The sequence below is a fragment of the Tenacibaculum litopenaei genome (assembly GCF_964514025.1).
Classification (GTDB): Bacteria; Bacteroidota; Bacteroidia; order Flavobacteriales; family Flavobacteriaceae; genus Polaribacter; species Polaribacter litopenaei.
This window is the reverse complement of record NZ_CAZEQT010000006.1, coordinates 1,260,369-1,279,826: the sequence shown is the minus strand read 5'-3', so window position 1 is coordinate 1,279,826 and position 19,458 is coordinate 1,260,369. Positions and strand designations below refer to the sequence as shown.

The following is a 19,458-nucleotide window of genomic DNA, read 5'->3' as shown; positions in this document are numbered from 1 at the left end:
TTAGAACATGAAAAAATTACATCTTTTAGTAGTAGCTGTCCTTGCGTTATTAGCGAGTTGTAAATCGGTTAAATACCCTGATTTAGGTGAAGGGCTCTATGCGGATATTCAAACCAACAAGGGAGACATACTTATTAAGTTGCACGAGAAAGAAGTACCGATGACCGTTGCAAATTTTGTTTCCTTAGCAGAAGGTACCAACCCTCAAATGACCGATTCTATAAAGGGAAGTCCTTACTACGATGGAACCAAGTTTCACCGTGTTATCAAAGACTTTATGATTCAAGGAGGTGATATTACAGGGACTGGACGAGGAAATGCAGGCTATCGTTTTGCCGACGAATTCCCTTTAAATGAAGAAGGTAAGTTGATTTTCCGTCACGAAGGACCTGGAATTCTGTCAATGGCAAATTCAGGAAAGGATACAAACTCGAGTCAGTTTTTTATTACCCACAAGGCGACTCCTTGGTTAGACGGGAAGCACACGGTTTTCGGTCGTGTAGAAGTCGGGCAAAACATCGTGGATACTATTGAGCAAAACGATTATATCAATAAAGTAGCTATCATACGCGTAGGAAAAGATGCTAAAAAGTTTGATGCTGCAAAAGTTTTTGAAAAAGAATTGTTGATGGTTGCTGAAAAAGAAGAGGCACGCAAGCGAAAATTGGAAGAACTGCGCAAGAAGTACCTCGAGGAAATGGGGTACTACAAAACAACAGTAACCGATTCGGGATTGCGTATTTTAGAATTGCAAAAGGGCAACGGGAAAAAAGTAAATCCTGCTTTGCCAACTACGGTACATTACACGCTTTATTTAACTGACGGGACTAAAATAGATTCGAGTATCGATAAAGGACAACCTTTTGTGTTTACGATGAACGAACAAGATTTAATTGCCGGGTGGAAAGAAGGTGTAAAAACGATGCGCGAAGGTGATAAATCGCGATTCTTTATCCCGTATTACTTAGGATATGGAGAGCGCGGAATTGGGCCGATTGCGCCGAAATCGGATTTAATTTTTGAAGTTGAAGTTTTAAAAGTAGGGAAGTAAATTGATAGACAAAATAGTACAATTAGACCAACAGTTGCTGATTTACATCAACAACTTGGGGAGTGAGACTTTTGATGCCTTTTGGTTACAAGTTACCAATCAGTTCAGCTGGATTCCGCTATTCGCGGTAATTTTGGTCTTGCTTTTTAAAAAGTTAGGATGGAAAAAAGGAGCGTTTACTCTATTGTTTATCGTGGCTTTGGTCGCTTTTTCTGATCAATTCACCAATTTGATAAAAAATAGCACAGGTAGGTTGCGTCCGTGTAATAATGAAGCGATTCGACCTTTCTTGAGAACCTTCGAATACCGTCCGGGAGGTTTTAGCTTTTGGTCAGGGCATGCGTCGCTTTCAGCTACCTTTACCACCTTTATCATTTTATTATTTAGAAAAGGGTCAAAGTATTGGTATGCCCTCATCCTGTTTCCTGTACTTTTTGGTTTTAGCCGAATGTATTTGGGAGTTCATTTTCCGTTAGATATTACGGCGGGTTACGTATCCGGTATTGTTCTGGGAACGGTACTTTTTTGGTGCTATAGAAAATTATACGCCCGTGTATTCCACACCGAATATCAACTGTGATAGCGGAGTGCATACCGTGAATAGTGCGGTATATACATAGGTCAACAAAGAAGGTGTTTTCTCAGGAAAATACCTTCTTTTTTTTAGAGTGTGCTGAAAATATACTATCTTGCATTTATTATGCACGCATAATAAATTAACAAAAACTATCAAATTATGACGAAGTACAAACATATTTTTGAACCGTTAGATTTGGGCTTTACGACACTTAAAAACAGAGTGTTGATGGGGTCTATGCATACGGGGCTCGAAGAAGAAAAGGATGGAATTCACAAAATAGCTACCTACTATGCAGAGAGAGCTAGAGGAGGAGTAGGTTTGATAGTTACTGGAGGAATTGCGCCTAATTTTCAAGGTTGGACCGCACCGTTCTCTGCGCGAATGAGCTCGAAAAAGCACGCAAAACACCACAAAGTAATAACTGATGCGGTACATAAAGAAGGAGGGAAAATTTGCATGCAAATTTTGCATACAGGTCGTTATGCTTACCATCCGTTAAGTGTAGCACCTTCTGCGATTCAAGCACCAATAAATCCATTTAAGCCTTTTAAATTGAAAGAATCGGGAATTAAGAGAACGATTCGCGATTTTGTCAATTCTGCAAAATTGGCCAAGTTAGCTGGTTATGACGGGGTTGAAATTATGGGGTCTGAAGGGTACTTGATCAATCAATTCATCGCAACGCGTACCAATACCCGAACAGATCGTTGGGGAGGAGCGTATGAAAACCGGATTCGTTTAGCAGTACAATTGGTAAAGGATACACGAGCGGCCGTAGGAGAAGATTTCATTATTATTTTCCGTCTGTCGATGCTCGATTTGGTAGAAAAAGGTTCTTCTTGGGAAGAGGTTGTACAATTGGGAAAAGAGATAGAGAAAGCAGGGGCTACAATTATCAATACCGGAATAGGGTGGCACGAAGCTCGTATTCCTACTATAGCCACGTCAGTGCCAAGAGCTGCTTTTACTTGGGTTACCCAAAAAATGAAAGAAGAGTTAAGCATTCCGTTGGTGACCTCAAATAGAATTAATATGCCTGATGTTGCTGAACGAATTTTGGCAGAAGGGCACGCAGATATGGTATCGATGGCACGTCCGTTTTTAGCCGATCCTGAATGGGTAAACAAGGCAGAACAGGAGCGTGAAGATGAGATTAATACCTGTATTGCTTGTAACCAAGCATGTTTAGATCACGTTTTTGAGAAAAAAATAGCGAGTTGTTTGGTAAATCCAAGAGCCTGTCACGAAACTGAATTAAATTATACACCTACGACAAACGCTAAGCGCATAGCAGTGGTTGGAGCAGGACCAGCCGGACTTGCAGCAGCTACAGTGGCAGCGCAACGCGGTCATCAGGTAGTATTGTTTGACGGAGAGAGCGAAATTGGAGGGCAATTCAATATTGCAAAGCAAATACCTGGAAAGGAGGAGTTTTACGAGACGATTCGTTATTTCGGGAAACAGATCGAATTACACAAGGTTGACTTGCGCCTGAATACGAGAGTGTCGGCTGAAGACCTGATTGCAGGAAATTACGACGAAATTATATTGGCAACCGGAATTACACCGAGGACACCAGGAATTGAAGGTATGGAACACGAAAAAGTACTTACGTATATCGATGTCTTAAAACACAAGAAAAAAGTAGGGAAAAGAGTGGCGGTTATCGGAGCTGGAGGTATTGGTTTTGACGTGTCGGAATACTTGACCCACGAAGGTGAAAGTACGAGCCAGAATATCGATGCTTGGTTGCGTGAATGGGGTATTGACAAGAGCTTAAAAGCGCGAAGTGGAATTGAAGGAATGACCCCTGAAGTACACCCTTCACCACGTGAAATATTCATGTTTAAAAGAAGTAAAGGGAAGTTTGGAGGAAACCTAGGGAAAACCACAGGGTGGATACACCGAGCCAACCTTAAGAAAAAGAATGTGCAATTCATCAATGAGGTACAGTATACCAAAATTGACGATCGAGGATTGCATTACGTACAAGGTGAGGAACAGAAGGTGTTAGAGGTGGATCACGTAATTGTTTGTGCGGGTCAGGTACCCTTTAAAGAATTGTACGAGCCTTTGACAGCAAAGGGAAGTTCAGTACATCTGATTGGAGGAGCCGATGTGGCCTCTGAGTTGGATGCAAAAAGAGCCATTAATCAAGGAAGTAGAGTGGCAGCAGCCCTTTAAAAATAATTTGTTAACAACTGTAAAAAGCCTCTTTTCTCCGGTTATCGGAGGAAGGAGGTTTTTATTTTACCGGGAGAAATCCTTAAAAATGGATCGTTCAATTAATATCGATGTCAAATTTTATTTTCTTGGATAAATAATTACGATATTTGCTTTTACTAATGAAATGCTAAAGGCAAAATAATTCGCTTTTAGCCGCTTAAAATAAAGATATAGTAATTATGGCAATGAATAAAAACACGGTTCTTGGATGGGCTACCTTAATTATGGTTTTAATGGGGATACTGCTGGTCGCTTTAGCAGTATTTAAATACGATGAAATAGCGGGATACGGATTTGGAGCAGTAGGATTGGGATTCTTCGCAAATGCATGGGTGTTTAATGCTTTAAAAGGAAGAGTGTAATATTCTTTACTAAATTAGAAAATACAAAACAATGAGTGACGATAAGAAGGTCATCTTTTCGATGAACAAGGTTTCAAAAACCTATCAAAGTACAGGTAAACAAGTATTAAAAGATATTTATTTAAGCTTTTTTTACGGAGCGAAAATTGGTATTCTCGGTTTAAACGGATCGGGTAAATCAACTTTGTTAAAGATTATCGCTGGAGTAGAAAAAAATTACCAGGGAGACGTGGTGTTTTCTCCGGGCTACAAGGTGGGATACTTAGAGCAAGAGCCACAACTTGACGAAGATAAAACAGTACTAGAAGTAGTAAAAGAAGGAGTTGCTGAAGTGGTAGCTGTATTGGACGAGTACAATAAAATCAACGATATGTTTGGTTTGGAAGAAGTGTACTCTGATCCGGATAAAATGCAAAAGCTAATGGACAAGCAAGCGGAGCTTCAAGATAAGATTGACGCATCAAATGCTTGGGAGTTGGATACGAAATTAGAAATCGCCATGGATGCCTTGCGCACTCCTGACGCAGATAAGAAAATTGGCGTTCTTTCAGGTGGGGAACGCCGTAGAGTTGCCTTGTGTCGCTTGTTGTTACAAGAGCCGGAAATCTTATTGCTCGATGAGCCTACCAACCACTTAGATGCAGAGTCTGTTCACTGGTTAGAACAACATTTAGCGCAGTACAAAGGAACGGTAATTGCCGTAACGCACGACCGTTATTTCTTGGATAATGTTGCTGGATGGATTTTAGAACTCGATCGCGGTGAAGGAATTCCTTGGAAAGGGAACTACTCTTCTTGGTTAGATCAAAAAGCGAAGCGTTTAGCACAAGAGAGTAAAGCAGCTTCAAAAAGACAAAAAACCTTAGAGCGAGAGCTCGATTGGGTGCGTCAAGGAGCAAAGGGACGCCAGGCAAAGTCAAAAGCGCGTTTAAAGAACTACGACAAGTTATTAAACCAGGATCAAAAGCAGGTAGAAGAAAAGCTGGAGATCTATATTCCTAACGGACCTCGATTAGGAACTAACGTAATTGATGCCGCTGGTGTGTCAAAAGCTTTTGGTGACAAGCTTTTGTACGAAAACTTAGAGTTTAGTTTGCCGCAGGCAGGAATCGTTGGAATTATTGGACCTAACGGTGCTGGTAAGACGACTATTTTTAGAATGATTATGGGAGAGGAAACCCCTGATAACGGAACCTTCTCTGTAGGAGACACAGCAAAAATTTCCTATGTTGACCAAAATCACGCTAATATCGATCCTAACAAAACTATTTGGGAGAACTTCTCAGAAGGACAAGATTTGGTAATGATGGGAGGTAAGCAAGTAAATTCAAGAGCCTATTTAAGTAGGTTTAACTTTTCAGGGAATGAGCAAAACAAGAAGGTTGCTACACTTTCTGGAGGGGAGCGAAACCGCTTGCATTTAGCCATGACCTTAAAAGAGGAAGGAAATGTATTACTGCTTGATGAGCCTACCAATGATTTAGATGTAAATACACTACGTGCCTTAGAGGAAGGTTTGGATAATTTTGCTGGATGTGCCGTGGTAATCTCCCACGACCGTTGGTTCTTAGATAGAGTGTGTACACATATCTTAGCTTTTGAAGGAGACAGCCAAGTGTACTTCTTTGAAGGATCGTTCTCGGAATACGAAGAAAATAAAAAGAAGCGTTTAGGCGGTGATTTAATGCCAAAACGTATCAAATACAAGAAGTTGATTCGATAAGTAATTTCGAGTGTTATACAGCTTAGGAAAAGAGTCTCCAGTAGGGGGCTCTTTTTTTGTGGAGAACTGTACCTTATGTGAATGTTGGACATAAAAAAAAGCTTGTGTTTACTACAAGCTTTTTTCTTTGATCCCCTAAAAAAAATCCGAAGCGTTCACTTCGGATTAGCGGAGAAAGAGGGATTCGAACCCCCGGTCCTGTTACAGACAACGGTTTTCAAGACCGCCGCATTCGACCACTCTGCCATTTCTCCTTTGCTAGCGGTCATTGCCGTTAGCGGGTGCAAATATAGAACCTTTTTTTAAATATGAAAAGGGTTTTGAAGGAAAAATTCAACCCGTTGGAAGTACTTTTAGGTAACTGTTTTGTTTGCAGTGGATTATTGTGTTATTTTTTTTTGCCTTTTTTTTGGGGATTACTCGCATAGCGTAGTCTTGTATTAAAAAGGACCTGTAGTGTACTGTAGGGTGTATTTTTTATGGATGTACTAAGCGTAAGTTGTAGCAACAAAAAAAAGCTTGTGATAAACAAGCTTTTTTTTTCTTTAATCCCCTAAAAAAAATCCGAAGCTCAAGCTTCGGACTTGCGGAGAAAGAGGGATTCGAACCCCCGGTCCTGTTACAGACAACGGTTTTCAAGACCGCCGCATTCGACCACTCTGCCATTTCTCCTTTGCTGTCGGTTATTCCCGATAGCGGATGCAAATATAGAAGCTTTTTTTGATTTGGTAAAATTTTAGCAACGATTTTTTAATCGTTTTTTGAAGGTAATGGTGTAAGTGTTTGAAAATGAGTTTGTGTTGTGGTGTTTTTTTTTAGCCTAGTAAAGCGTTTGAGTGTTCTAAGAGACCTCGAGAAGTGAAAAGACGGTAAATTAAGGAAGGAGGAAGGTTAATTTGGACTGATTTTTATCGATAAATGTTAAGGATTCATTGTGTTTTTCTCGTAAATAATTCTACTTTCGTTGTTCTAATATTATAGACATGTTTAATTCATTCGGAAACATTTTAAAACTTACCACTTTTGGTGAATCACATGGAACGGCTATCGGAGGAATCATCGATGGTTTTCCAGCAGGTATAAAAGTAGATTTTGAGGCTATCCAAAATGAATTGGACAGACGGAAGCCCGGACAATCAAAAATTGTCACCCAGCGTAAAGAACCCGATACGGTTGAGTTTATGTCTGGGATTTTTGAAGGCGTTACTACGGGGACCTCTATTGGTTTTATTATTAAAAATACCAATCAGAAGAGCAAAGACTACAATCATAATACCGATGTGTATCGCCCGTCACATGCCGATTATACTTATGATAAAAAGTACGGTATTCGCGATCACAGAGGAGGTGGTCGAACTTCAGCAAGAGAAACTGCCAATTGGGTGGTTGCTGGAGCCTTGGCGAAACAATTGATCAGTCATATAGAGATCAATGCGTTTACCTCGTCCGTAGGAGAGGTTTTTATGGTAAAACCCTATCAGGATCTCGATTTTACTAAAACAGAAACAAATATAGTACGTTGTCCAGATGAGGCTACAGCTGAGCAAATGATTGAGAAAATTCATGAAATTCGCAAAGCAGGAGATACTATTGGCGGAACCATTACTTGCGTTGCTCAAAATGTACCGATAGGACTCGGTGAACCCATTTTTAATAAATTACACGCGCAGTTAGGACAAGCCATGCTTTCGATCAATGCCGTGAAAGGATTTGAGTTCGGTAGTGGTTTTTGCGGTGCAAAGATGCGTGGATCGGAGCACAATGATGCATTCTTAGCAGATGGAACGACCCAGTCTAATTTATCCGGAGGAATTCAAGGAGGAATTTCTAATGGTATGGATATTTATTTTAGAGTGGCTTTTAAGCCGGTAGCGACTATCATGCAACACCAAGAAACGATCAATGCAGCAGGAGAAGCGACAAGCATTCAGGGTAGAGGACGACACGACCCTTGTGTGGTACCGAGAGCAGTACCAATAGTCGAGGCGATGACCGCTCTCGTACTTGCCGATTTTTATCTATTAAATAAAATGAGAAGAACACAATAATCTAAGAGCCTTTTTAGGCTCTTTTTTTTTGACTTTTTAATAGGCTACACTGAGGTTGGTCGATGATTTGAAGGCTTTGAGCTATAATTTTTTATTTTTTGTAGAGTTAATGCGTACTTCTGTATGCTGTACGAGTTACACCTTGTGACGTCGCATGGCATTAACCCTTTAATTCTATAACTATTATGAAAAGTAAACGATCTTCGTTTAAAGGCCTGTTACTAGTACTAATAATAGGTTGGTATCAACCTACTACGCAGGCTCAGTATCGGCATTCCTCACAAAATGCAAAAGCAATAAAGCCTGATTTAGCATCGCATAGTTTGGTCTCGGAAGCCTTGTGGAATGCCCTGTTTCCGTATCGATTTGGAGCAAAAGATACTGGTGGTGGTAATTGGGTACTAAACCCTAAGGACGACTTTTATACCTATGCTTCCTTTGTAACCGCAATACAGCGAATGCAGCAACTAAAAGCTGAATTTAAACGGCGTTGTGGAACCAATGCTTATCACATTACTAGAATAGATAAAGTGACAGGTGAACGCACGGTTTTGAGAAATGATCCTGATTTTGACGCTCCGAGAAATCAAACTAAGGAAGTTATTACGACCATTATTGATTACGGTAATTTTTTGGAAAGGGGCAGCATAGCAATACGAACCAGAGAGTTGATGGCTTTTCTAGCGAATATAGCACACGAAACTACTGGAGGATGGGATACTGCGCCAGGTGGTCGTTTTTCTTGGGGATTGCACTTTAGAGAGGAACCTACTACTGCTTCTTACGCTTATCCTGATGCTAATTATCCACCTACGCCCGGAAAATCGTATAAAGGACGTGGTCCTATTCAGCTGTCGTATAATTACAACTACGGAATGGCGAGTGCGTTTTTATTCGGTGATAAGCAAGTGTTGCTCGACAATCCCGATCTCCTTCTTCAAGATGCTGCGTTGGCTTTTCAAACAGCAATTTGGTTTTGGATGACTCCTCAATATCCTAAACCCTCAGCCCATGAGGTGATGACCAATTTGTGGAAACCTAATACATTGGATTTAAAAAAGCAGCGTATTCCTGGTTTTGGAATGACGGTAAATATTATCAATGGAGGTGTTGAGTGCGGACAAGGAATAGAAAAATCGCAGGTATTAGATCGAATAGGGTATTACCGACGATTTTCCGAAGTCTTTGGTGTAGGAACCGATATGGATGGCGTACACGATTTGTCGGATTGTGGTTGTAAGGATGCCGAAAAATACGGAGGAGATTCGGCTGATTTGACTGCAGAGCCTTGTGCACAAAAGCCAGTAGTGTCCTTTACTAACTTCGGCGATGTTGAGGTGATTGAACAAAGAGAGTTAACAGCAATAGGAGTACAACTAGCGATAGATGTTAAAGGAACCAAACTTAAATCACTTCAAGTAGTTGTAGGAAGTCAAATTTTTAAAGAACCGCATTTTTCTTGGATACCTGATTCTTATGGTATTCATGAATTAAAAGCGAAGGCAAGTTTTGTAGACGGTCAAGAAGTAACGACCACTGCAAAGGTTTTGGTATGGAATGGTAAACAAATGAATTGTTCGGAGCTCCCTCAGTGGAAACCTGTGATTTATGAAAAATCTGGGAATTTCGTTCGCTATAAAGACCTGGTTTATAAAAATAAATGGTATGTGGCAGCGGTAGATAGGCCCGGTGAATCAACGGCTTGGGAATATATATACAACTGTGTGGGTGATGCCGGAACTTCTTGTGGAGCCATAAGTTGGGCAAAGGTTAAAGTATATACCCGCGGACAACGTGTACATTATAAGGCTAAATTATACGAAGCGCAGTGGTGGACACAAGGTAATATTCCAGGGAACGCTGAGGTGTGGAAAGTCGTTGGCGAGTGCCCTGAAACAGCGAAAGGAAAATTGCCTAAGCCTGTGGTACTACTCATGTATAATGAACAAACGAGTTCTTTGAATATTTGGCCCAAGGAAGCTAACGTTAAGCAAGTACAGGTATTTTCTAGTGTTGGGAACCTCGTGTATGCGTAAAGCAGTAAAGAACCTTCGGAAGCTTTGGAGAACAGACGAGAAGTTTTACTGCCTGCTGGGATTTACTATTACAAAATTCAGGGCTCTGTGTATACCTATCAAGGGATGTTTGTTAAACGGTGAAAAAGGGTAGCGATCGCTACCTTTTTTTTGTAATTATGGAATCGTATTTTTGAAAGTATGAATCAACAGCAAGTGTATATACAATTCTTGGAAGCCCTAGAAGAGCATTGGGAAGAGGAGCTAACTTATAAGCGAAATGAATACCTCAGTGTAGCCGGCGATGTCGCTACTGAAATATATTGGATTCGCAGTGGTAGCCTACGTGTATTTGTATGTGAAGAGGAAGAGCACACTATTCGTTTTGGCTATCAGAATTCGATCATAACAGCTTTGGATAGTTTTATTACTGGAGCGCCCAGTATGTTCTATATTCAAGCGTTAAAGAAAACGGAGCTCAGAGTCATGAGTAAATTGCGTTATGAAACATTGCTCGAAGAATCACCGCTAATAAAAGAGGCCTGGACAGCGTTATTAAAGAGTTTTGTAGTACAACAAATGGAGAGGGAACTCGATTTAATTACGTATGCTCCCCAAAAAAGAGTAGAGCGTTTACTACAGAGAAGTCCGCAGGTATTTCAGGAGATTCCATTGAAATACATCGCTTCTTATGCGCGAATGACTCCAGAAACCTTATCTAGAATTTTAAAAAATCTTGATTAGAATCAAGTTTTACACAGGAGGTGTTTCGGAACTTTGTAAAAAAACGAATATGATCTATCAGAAAGTAGCCTTATTAGCAGAACTCAACTGCTTGGTAGCGGCACATCAAGAGGAAATCACCAAGTGGAAAATGATACCGGAAGCAGTATTGCAATCTAAGGAGCACCCTGATCAATGGAGTGCTGTTGAATGTATTGAACACCTTAACATGTACGCGCGTTTTTACAATGCTGAAATAAAACGTCGACTGGACAAGGCCTCAAAGGAAATGTGTAACGAATTTAAGTCCGGATACTGGGGAAATCGATTTGCCCAAGACATGTTACCCAAGGCCGATATGAAAATGATGAAAACGTTTAAGAGTAAAACCCCTGTGCTAGCTGATTTAGCGGTTGCTGAAGTACTTGAAGAATTTACTGCCTTACAAGCGGAGCTAATGGAGTTACTCAGCGAGTCGGCGGCCTATAATTTGACAAAAATAAAGACAGCGATTACGCTGCCTTTACTCAAATTTCGTTTAGGAGATACTTTCCGATTTGTCATATACCACAATGAACGTCATGTGGTTCAGGCTCGTAAAGCTATTAAAAAGGCCGAGCACTTACTTTAAATCGTAGAAGATTCCAGCAGACCACGATGGATTTGCGGCGATGATTCGTCCAGAAAAGGCAGAATCAAAGGCTGCAGAAACCCCAATAGTATCGGTGATAAAATAAGCGGCTTCAAATCCGTAACTACTGTAGGCTACGTTATTGGCAAAAATACTACCGTTACTCGTAGCGGCATTTAGAGTTCCGTTTTTCAAAGGTCTTAGTAGGTTTAGTCGGGTACTCAACCAAAGTTTTTTAGGCAATACGTTAACGCCAAATTCAAATCCTGTTCTAAATTCATCAGAGAATCCTTTACTTCTTTGGTTGAACCCGATATACGATTTTAGATAGGCAGGAAGGTTGTATATCTGCGTGCTGTAGCCTACTGAAGTAACTAGGTATTGATTAAATTCACCATCCCCAGTTTGATAGCTACCGTCACTACCACCTTGTGAATTCCCCGTAGGAAGTCCGAGTAGTAATTTGGCATCCCAAGCCCAATTACCTTTTTTGAAAAACGCCCAGCGGATTCCCAAATCTACATCGCCAAATGACGAGAGCGCTTCACCGGCTTGTAGCGTGTTGCCATTGGTTCCTGACACCTGGTTGTTTTGAGCAACTCGTGCAAAAAATGGAATGTAGGCAATTACATCTACTTTAGAGCTAATTCCGTATTCTGCATAGAGATTGGTGTTGAATTGAGTACGGGTAACATTGGGGTCCAAGGCTCCTGTATTGGTAAAGTGTTGGTCTGATTGTAAGTACCAAGCCGAAAGTTTAAAATAGCCTTTTCCTTTGCCTTTGGCCCATTGGGCTTGTCCTTGAACACCGCAGAGTAGTACTGCGAACACGATTAAATATTTTTTTATCATAATGTCTTGATTATTGAATTTCACCTTCACCTACTTTGACACTAAAAGGTTTACACCAGTATAATAAGTGGCTATAGTCATTGATACCCGTGTTTTCAATGAGGTAACGATGTGCTCCGTTAAAAACGGCTACTTTTTTTATTTCTTTAGCGTTGGCAATAGTGTTTGGATTGTTTGTCAGGTATAAATACAATCCGGGTAGGGCTGTGGAGGCCTTGTAGTCTGAGGCTACAATGAGTTCCAAATCGTTGGTCCCTGGAATTTCTTTGATAACGAAACTCCCTTTGAGTTCGTAACTACTGGTCGTTTTGATCGTTCCTGATTTCTGACGTATTTGAGGGGCTTTCACCGTTAGTGAAGTCGTATCTGTAAGGGTTTGACCGGAAGCATTCGTATAGCTTACAGTGAGTGTTGTTTGCCCAGCTTTTACAGCCATTACTTTACCCGTGTTATCGATGGTTGCTATCGCAGCATCAGAGGATTGCCAACGTACGGCTACGTTTTGATTTTGCCCGTTAGCATTGCTGTAGGTAGTCGTGTACTGATGTGTTTGCCCTGCCGTGAGCTCCGCAATAGGATTGTTGATACTCAAGCTTTCTCCAACAGGAATTACGCGAAAGTTGTCGGTAGTACTAATGGTTTCTCCATTACTGGTTATGCTAGCTGTAATGGTGACTGCTCCTTCGCTTTTCGCGCTAACCAAACCATCGGTATTTACCGTAGCTATAGCGGAGTTGGAGCTCGACCAGCGTATGGGTAAATTTTGTGTTTGTCCCAGTGTATTGGTGAACTGACTGCGATATTGATGTGTTCTGTTCACAGTTAAATTTTCGATAGGGTTGTTGAGCTGTAAGACTGCTTTTAGGGCGATGACTGTTATGTTTTGGGTGTTACTTACCGTAACTCCATCGGCATTGGTGCTAGCTGTAATACTCGCATTTCCTAGGTTAAGCGCAGTAATTAGACCGCTGTTGGTAACGCGTAACACATTCGCGTCAGAACTGGTCCATTCAATTTTTGGGGTGCGAACTTCACCGACATTGTTGGTGTATTTGGTAGTGAATTGGTGGGATTTAGTAATAGCGAGTTCACTAATCGTATTATTAAAACTAAGCTTTTCCGCAACGCGATCGTCAATAATATCATTGGATACACAGCTTGTGAATACGAGTGTGACAATAAAAAATAGGAACAATGGTTTCATATAAAATCTTCTTTTCTGAAATTTTAGTCGAAGACTTCACGGAACATTACAAACAAAAAAAACTCGAAGTATCAACTTCGAGTTTTTATAGGTGATTTGAGTTTTGCTGTAAAAGCTTAGGCAAGCATAGTTACAGGGTTCTCAATAAATGTTTTTAACGTTTGTAAGAACTGAGCTCCTACAGCACCGTCAACGGTTCTGTGGTCACAAGCAAGCGTTAACTTCATGGTGTTTCCAACAACGATTTGTCCGTTTTTAACCACTGGTTTCTCAACGATGGCTCCTACAGATAAAATCGCAGAGTTTGGTTGGTTAATGATTGAAGTAAAACTTTCAATACCGAACATTCCTAAGTTAGAAACCGTAAATGTACTTCCTTGCATTTCGTCTGGCTTAATTTTCTTAGATCTGGCTTTACCAGCTAAGTCTCTTACAGCGCCTCCGATTTGAGTTAAGCTCAATGCATCGGTGTGTTTTACTACAGGAACCACTAATCCTTCATCAACAGCAACGGCAACTCCAACGTGAATGTGTTGGTGGTATTTTGTTACATTATCCGACCAAGAAGTATTTACTTGTGGGTGCTTTTTAAGGGCCATAGCACAAGCTTTTACAACCATATCGTTAAATGATATCTTAGTATCTGGTACTGCATTTATCGTTTTACGAGATGCAATAGCATTGTCCATATCTACTTCGATGTTTAAGTAGAAATGAGGAGCGCTAAATTTAGAGTTTCCTAATGACTTAGCAATGGCTTTACGCATCTGAGAGTTTTTCACTTCTTCAGTACGTTCTTCACCAGCGATAGCGAAGTTTGTAACAGCTGCTGGCGCGGCAGTAGTTGTGTTACTAGCTGCAAGTGCTGCTGTTTTCGCAACAGGGGTGAAGTTCTCAACGTCTTTTTTGATAATACGTCCGTTTTCACCTGATCCTTTGATATCAGCTAAGTTAAATCCTTTGTCTTTAGCAATTTTCTTTGCTAGAGGAGAGGCTAAAATACGACCGTTTACAGTGTTTGCAACCGGAGTTTCTGTAGCCTTGGTTTCTGCAACTGTAGTTGTAGCTACAGGGGCAGGAGACGCTTCTTTCTTTTCTGCAGGAGCTTCCGCTACCGTTCCGGCAGCATTGGCTGCTAGCAATGGTGCTACCTCTGTTCCTGCAGGTCCGATGATGGCTAATAAGCTATCAACAGGAGCGCTGTCACCTTCTTGTGTACCAATATGTAAAAGAGTTCCTTCATGGAATGATTCGAATTCCATAGTAGCCTTGTCTGTTTCGATTTCGGCTAAAATATCTCCCTCTTCAACTTGGTCACCTACTTGTTTTAACCAAGAAGCAACAGTTCCTTCCGTCATAGTATCGCTTAAGCGTGGCATGTTTACCAAGTAAACACCTTCAGGAATAGTAGTACTTGTTGCAGCTGGTGCAGGTGTTGCTGCTGCTTCAACAGCAGTAGTTTCTTCTGTAGCGGTACTCGCAGTGGTGTCGTCATTTAGTAAAGATGAAAAATCTTCACCTTCTTCACCGATGATAGCTAAAAGGCTGTCAACAGGTGCTCCTTCACCTTCTTGTACGCCAATATGTAATAAAGTACCTTCATGGAATGATTCGAATTCCATAGTGGCCTTATCTGTCTCAATTTCAGCAAGGATATCTCCTTCTTCTACCTTATCTCCAACACTTTTTAACCATTGTGCTACCACACCTTCTTCCATGGTATCACTCAAGCGAGGCATATTAATTCTTGTAGGCATATGTTTTTTATTTTGCTGGATTATTATTTAATAAAAGGATAATCTTCTTGTTCGTACACGACATCGTGTAAAAGACTTACGTCTGGATACGGAGACTCTTCAGCGAATTTTTCGCACTCACGAACCATTTCCTTTACTTCTTTGTTGATCGCATCGATTTGATCTTCAGTAGCGTATTCTTTTTCTAAGATGATATCGCGTACTTGAGTGATTGGGTCAATTTTACGGTACTCTTCAACTTCGTCCTTAGTACGGTAGTGCTGAGCATCAGACATCGAGTGACCTCTGTATCGGTAGGTCTTCATTTCTAAGAATGTAGGACCTTCTCCACGACGTGCGCGTTGGATAGCCTCGTCTACAGCTTCCGCAACTTTAATTGGATTCATTCCATCAACAGGACCACAAGGCATTTCATACCCCAATCCTAATTTCCAGATGTCGGTGTGGTTTGCAGTTCTTTCTACTGAAGTACCCATGGCATAACCGTTGTTTTCTACGATGAAAACTACGGGCAATTTCCAGTTCATAGCCATGTTGAAAGTTTCGTGTAACGATCCTTGTCTTGCGGCACCATCACCAAAATAACAAAGTGTAACAGCATCGTTTCCTTTATACTTATCACCGAAAGCAAGTCCAGCTCCTAATGGAATTTGTCCACCAACAATACCGTGTCCTCCGTAAAAGCGGTGCTCCTTAGAGAAAATGTGCATTGATCCTCCCATTCCTTGAGAAGTACCAGTAGCTTTTCCGTAAAGTTCTGCCATAACTCGTTTAGGATCTTCTCCCATACCAATTGGCTGAACGTGGTTACGGTAGGCCGTGATCATTTTATCCTTGGTTAAATCCATTGCATGTAATGATCCTGCCAATACAGCTTCCTGACCATTATATAAGTGTAAAAAACCTCTTACTTTCTGTTGAATATAAACTGCAGCCAGCTTATCTTCAAACTTTCTCCAAAATAACATGTCCTTATACCATTGGATATAGGTCTCTTTGGTGATTTCTTTCATTATATATTAGTTGTTTATTATAGTTTGTGCGAATTTAACTACTTTAAAACGCAGCTACAAAAGTAGTTGTTTTTTGTAATTTAAAAAAAGGTTCGTGTTAAAAGTTATTGCCTAGAAGTATTAGGCCACCTATCGACTTCTATTTTACTTTTCTTTTGCGATGATTATCGAGGCTTTAGCTCCCGTAGCTAGGTTCCATTCGTTTTCTGAAATCAACATGCCACTGTCGTTAAATATTTTGAAAGCAGCAGTATTTGGACCTGAAGTTCCTTGGTTTAATGCGACAATTTCAATGGTGTTTACACCTTCATCTAAGGGAATTTCAAACGATTGGTAGCTCTGGGTCAAGGTAAGGCTGTACACTACAGGTACATTGTTGATAAAGATGCGTACTTTATCGCCGTCGGGATATTGAAAATCACGACAGATAATTTTAACACTTTTTGATTTGGTAGCAAAACTACCGAGATCTTGATCGATGACGGGATATACGTATTGACCATTGATTTTTTGGAAAGAACGGAGGTATTGTTCTTCTGCCATTTTTGCCTTGGTCAAAATTCCCTTGTTTTTATAAGCTTCGGCCGATTGCTTTTTTTTGAGTTTTTTCTGCTCTTCTTTATGAGCATTTTTAAATCCACTATCAGAGTCAAAATCCAAAGAAGTGGGTTTTGTGGTCGTCTTAGCAGAAACTTTGAAATCACCAAGCGCGGTACTACCTTTTTCATTTCCACCGAAAGAACCGTCTAACTGAGCATGTCCGTTCACGGAAAAAAATAACAATCCGCTGCATAGCAATTGGGCAAATAATTTGTTCATACGCATAGTCATAGTTGCAAATATACTGTTGATTTCCTGGGCTTAGTCTAAATAAAGCGTTAAAAATTACTATTTTATTGGAAAATCAAAATAGGTAGTACGGAAAGGTTCATTACGCAGTGTAAAGTGCCACCATTCATTTTTATAAGGTCGAAACCCGTATTTGAGCATTACCTTTCGGAGTAAATAGCGATTGGCCAGCTGCTTTTTGGTGAGCTTTGTGTAGTTGGTATGAGAAATTTTACCAAAAAAATCATAAGGACTTCCCATATCGACGTCGGTATTGGTTTTTAAATTCACCAAAGTTAAATCGACTGAACTACCGCGTGAATGTCCTGATTTCGAAGCAATATAGCCCAGTTTAAACAGGAGTCGTTTATTTACCTTAGGGTAAAATTGGCGTTTGGTTAGGGTGTCGTTAATAACGCGAGCCCAACGTACAAAATGATTGACTGCAGTTTGAGGTCGGTACGCATCGTATATTTTTAGAGAATAGCCTTTTGTAAGCAATTCTGCTTGGACTTTTTTAAGCGCTTTAGCCGTTGCAGTTGATGTGATTAGGGTATCTGCTAAGTATCCATCCACCCGTTTCCCCACAAAATTATTGCTCGTGAAATAACGGAGCTCTTTTTGAATGCTCGGAGCAATATCATGTACGTAAGAGAATCCTTTTGGAAGCTGTGCGAAGCTCGATGGAGCTAACAGAATGGTCAGGATGATAAATAAGTAATGTTTCATAGTGTCTTGCTTAGTCTAATTGTATAACGTATGATTTTTGTACCGCTTGCGCTCTAGTTTTGGCATTGGCGAATTTAAGATTGAGCTTCGTAATGCGAAAATGATCAAAGGAAGCTAAAATCTTGTAAGTTAAGGCTGTGCTTGTTAGTTGTGAAAGTTGCTCTTGACTTACAAAAAAGTGCTGTCCTGAATACCTGCTTACTTCACTATAAGGAACCCGTGTATGTGGCGTGTTGAGGTAGAACTCAAAACCAAAATCTGCGTGCTGTTCTTTGACGGTGTGTATGCGTTGTAGGTTTTCGTTAGACCACTCCGCAGCTTTAACTCCTGCTTGATATGCCAGTAAGGTCGGATAAAACTGTGTCATCATAAATAAGTATACCAATAAGTATACCACTGTGGTTCTGTAAAACACTTTGGTAATGGTTTGCTGTTTAAAATGTTTGTTGATCAGTACTACGAGTGCTATACAAAGGATGCTTCCCAGCACAAAAATCCAATTGAATTCTGGAGCTAGTAAATAGTACACTAGAGGGATGGCCACTAAAATAAGACCACTTAATCCATTCAGTATATAGGTTGTTGTACGCGTGAGGGCTATTGATTTTTCTTGCAGCTTACCAATGAAGTCGGCAGTAATAATAGCCATAAAAGGAAAAATGATGTTGGTATAATGCGCGAGTTGGAATTTACTCAGTGAAAACATCAAAATAGCCGTAAATGCCGCAAAGAAAGAATAGTATTCTCTATTGAATCCAGGATTTTTAAAAAAGGCCTTTATTTTTAAAACACTCGCGAGGTAGAATAGCAGTGCCCAAGGGAGAAATGCCCAGAGTAGGGTATGAAGGAAGAAAAACACACTTCCGTTGTGATTTACGATGGGACCGGTATTGAAAAAACGACCAAATTGACTGTCCCAAAAGAAAAAACGAACTCCAGATACTCCTTGTTTTCCAAAAACTGTCTTTTCAGGATGGAGGTCAAACTGTTGGTATAGCGTATAAATTTCGGGAAGGGTAAACAAGGCAATTAAGACCAACGCCAGGAGCCATTTAAAGGAGAACAACGATTTCCATTTTTTTTGCAGTAGAAGCTGCCCTCCGAGCGCAGCAACTATCGGTACTAGGGTGAATACGCCTTTAGTCATCATAGCACAGGCTGCAAAGATACTTCCGATAAGTAGGTGTTTGGTGTCGAAACGATCAACAACAAAGCTGAAATGATATACAGCAGCAATGATAAACCCCGTTAAAAAAGGTTCCGCGCGCACGTCAAAATTAGACAATACACTGTGTAAGGCAGTTGCGAGAATAATGGCGGCATATATTCCCGTTTGACGACTGTAGTATTTTTTAGCAAACAAATAAGTATAATACACTCCTGTAGCAAATACCAGTACTCCAGGGAGTTTATAGGCAAAGCTATTAACTCCGAAAATCTTAAATGAGAGTGCTGTTAGCCAAAAGGGGAGATGAGGTTTGTCGAGCCAATCTTCGCCTAATGAATACAAATTGATGAAGTCGTTGTTGAGGTACATCGTTTTGGAAATAGAAGCGTACAAAGCACCATCAGGAGCCATGACGTCCAGTATCATTCCTATTAAACTGATAACAATGAGTACGGAAAAGACGGCAGCAGTGAGCTGTTTGGTTTGCATATAATTTTTCGTTTACAGGGAACTAAAGTAAAACTTATTCATTGAGAAGCATAATCCTA

16 protein-coding genes and 2 tRNA genes are annotated in these 19,458 nt (G+C 40.5%); 9 read left to right on the top strand and 9 right to left on the bottom strand.

Annotated features, from left to right (window positions below; translation table 11 throughout):
• The first annotated feature begins 7 nt into the window (after positions 1–7).
• From ACKTS5_RS14500 to ettA, 5 genes are all read left to right on the top strand, one after another.
• A complete protein-coding gene (locus ACKTS5_RS14500) occupies positions 8–1,051 on the top strand; it encodes a peptidylprolyl isomerase (RefSeq protein WP_408044596.1) in 1,044 nt (347 codons plus the stop codon).
• Between the two features lies 1 nt (position 1,052).
• On the top strand, positions 1,053–1,631 hold the full coding sequence (locus tag ACKTS5_RS14495; RefSeq protein ID WP_408044595.1) for a phosphatase PAP2 family protein: 579 nt from the start codon (positions 1,053–1,055) through the stop codon (positions 1,629–1,631).
• Between the two features lie 156 nt (positions 1,632–1,787).
• Positions 1,788–3,815, top strand: a complete 2,028-nt coding sequence (locus ACKTS5_RS14490; RefSeq protein WP_408044594.1) for an NADPH-dependent 2,4-dienoyl-CoA reductase — start codon at positions 1,788–1,790, stop codon at positions 3,813–3,815.
• 227 nt (positions 3,816–4,042) lie between these two features.
• Positions 4,043–4,219, top strand: coding sequence for a CAL67264 family membrane protein (locus ACKTS5_RS14485; RefSeq protein ID WP_175578649.1), 177 nt, complete (start codon positions 4,043–4,045; stop codon positions 4,217–4,219).
• A 31-nt stretch (positions 4,220–4,250) separates the two neighbouring features.
• Positions 4,251–5,942, top strand: a complete 1,692-nt coding sequence (gene ettA / locus ACKTS5_RS14480) for an energy-dependent translational throttle protein EttA (protein WP_408044593.1) — start codon at positions 4,251–4,253, stop codon at positions 5,940–5,942.
• 169 nt (positions 5,943–6,111) lie between these two features.
• Here ettA and ACKTS5_RS14475 read toward each other — a convergent pair.
• A tRNA-Ser gene (locus tag ACKTS5_RS14475) sits at positions 6,112–6,196 on the bottom strand.
• 333 nt (positions 6,197–6,529) lie between these two features.
• Positions 6,530–6,614, bottom strand: a tRNA-Ser gene (locus ACKTS5_RS14470).
• 311 nt (positions 6,615–6,925) lie between these two features.
• On the opposite strand from ACKTS5_RS14470, the gene aroC reads away from it, so the two are divergent.
• The 4 genes from aroC to ACKTS5_RS14450 all read left to right on the top strand — a co-directional run bounded on the left by aroC (position 6,926) and on the right by ACKTS5_RS14450 (position 11,359).
• Positions 6,926–7,990, top strand: coding sequence for a chorismate synthase (aroC, locus tag ACKTS5_RS14465; protein WP_408044592.1), 1,065 nt, complete (start codon positions 6,926–6,928; stop codon positions 7,988–7,990).
• A gap of 185 nt (positions 7,991–8,175) precedes the next feature.
• Entirely contained in the window at positions 8,176–10,026 is a 1,851-nt protein-coding gene (locus ACKTS5_RS14460) for a chitinase (protein WP_408044591.1), read from the top strand.
• Positions 10,027–10,206: 180 nt separating this feature from the next.
• Entirely contained in the window at positions 10,207–10,749 is a 543-nt protein-coding gene (locus ACKTS5_RS14455) for a Crp/Fnr family transcriptional regulator (RefSeq protein ID WP_408044590.1), read from the top strand.
• Positions 10,750–10,798: 49 nt separating this feature from the next.
• Complete coding sequence (locus ACKTS5_RS14450; protein ID WP_408044589.1) at positions 10,799–11,359, top strand: DinB family protein; 561 nt, start codon at positions 10,799–10,801, stop codon at positions 11,357–11,359.
• On the opposite strand, the gene ACKTS5_RS14445 is transcribed toward ACKTS5_RS14450, so the two are convergent.
• From ACKTS5_RS14445 to ACKTS5_RS14415, 7 genes are all read right to left on the bottom strand, one after another.
• Positions 11,351–12,211, bottom strand: a complete 861-nt coding sequence (locus tag ACKTS5_RS14445; RefSeq protein ID WP_408044588.1) for a hypothetical protein — start codon at positions 12,209–12,211, stop codon at positions 11,351–11,353. The genes ACKTS5_RS14450 and ACKTS5_RS14445 overlap by 9 nt on opposite strands.
• 10 nt (positions 12,212–12,221) lie before the next feature.
• Positions 12,222–13,415 carry an Ig-like domain-containing protein gene (locus tag ACKTS5_RS14440; protein ID WP_408044587.1) on the bottom strand — a complete coding sequence of 398 codons (1,194 nt, stop codon included), beginning with the start codon at positions 13,413–13,415 and terminating at the stop codon, positions 12,222–12,224.
• 116 nt (positions 13,416–13,531) lie between these two features.
• Positions 13,532–15,172, bottom strand: a complete 1,641-nt coding sequence (locus tag ACKTS5_RS14435) for a 2-oxo acid dehydrogenase subunit E2 (RefSeq protein WP_408044586.1) — start codon at positions 15,170–15,172, stop codon at positions 13,532–13,534.
• A gap of 23 nt (positions 15,173–15,195) precedes the next feature.
• Positions 15,196–16,185 (bottom strand): pyruvate dehydrogenase (acetyl-transferring) E1 component subunit alpha, encoded by a 990-nt coding sequence (gene pdhA, locus ACKTS5_RS14430; RefSeq protein WP_408044585.1) that lies wholly within the window; start codon positions 16,183–16,185, stop codon positions 15,196–15,198.
• 144 nt (positions 16,186–16,329) lie between these two features.
• Positions 16,330–17,004 (bottom strand): hypothetical protein, encoded by a 675-nt coding sequence (locus tag ACKTS5_RS14425; RefSeq protein WP_408044584.1) that lies wholly within the window; start codon positions 17,002–17,004, stop codon positions 16,330–16,332.
• A 69-nt stretch (positions 17,005–17,073) separates the two neighbouring features.
• Positions 17,074–17,742 carry a M15 family metallopeptidase gene (locus ACKTS5_RS14420; protein WP_408044583.1) on the bottom strand — a complete coding sequence of 223 codons (669 nt, stop codon included), beginning with the start codon at positions 17,740–17,742 and terminating at the stop codon, positions 17,074–17,076.
• A 10-nt stretch (positions 17,743–17,752) separates the two neighbouring features.
• The gene (locus ACKTS5_RS14415) at positions 17,753–19,399 is read right to left on the bottom strand and encodes an ArnT family glycosyltransferase (protein ID WP_408044582.1); all 1,647 of its coding nucleotides are present in this window, start codon (positions 19,397–19,399) and stop codon (positions 17,753–17,755) included.
• Positions 19,400–19,458 lie beyond the last annotated feature (59 nt).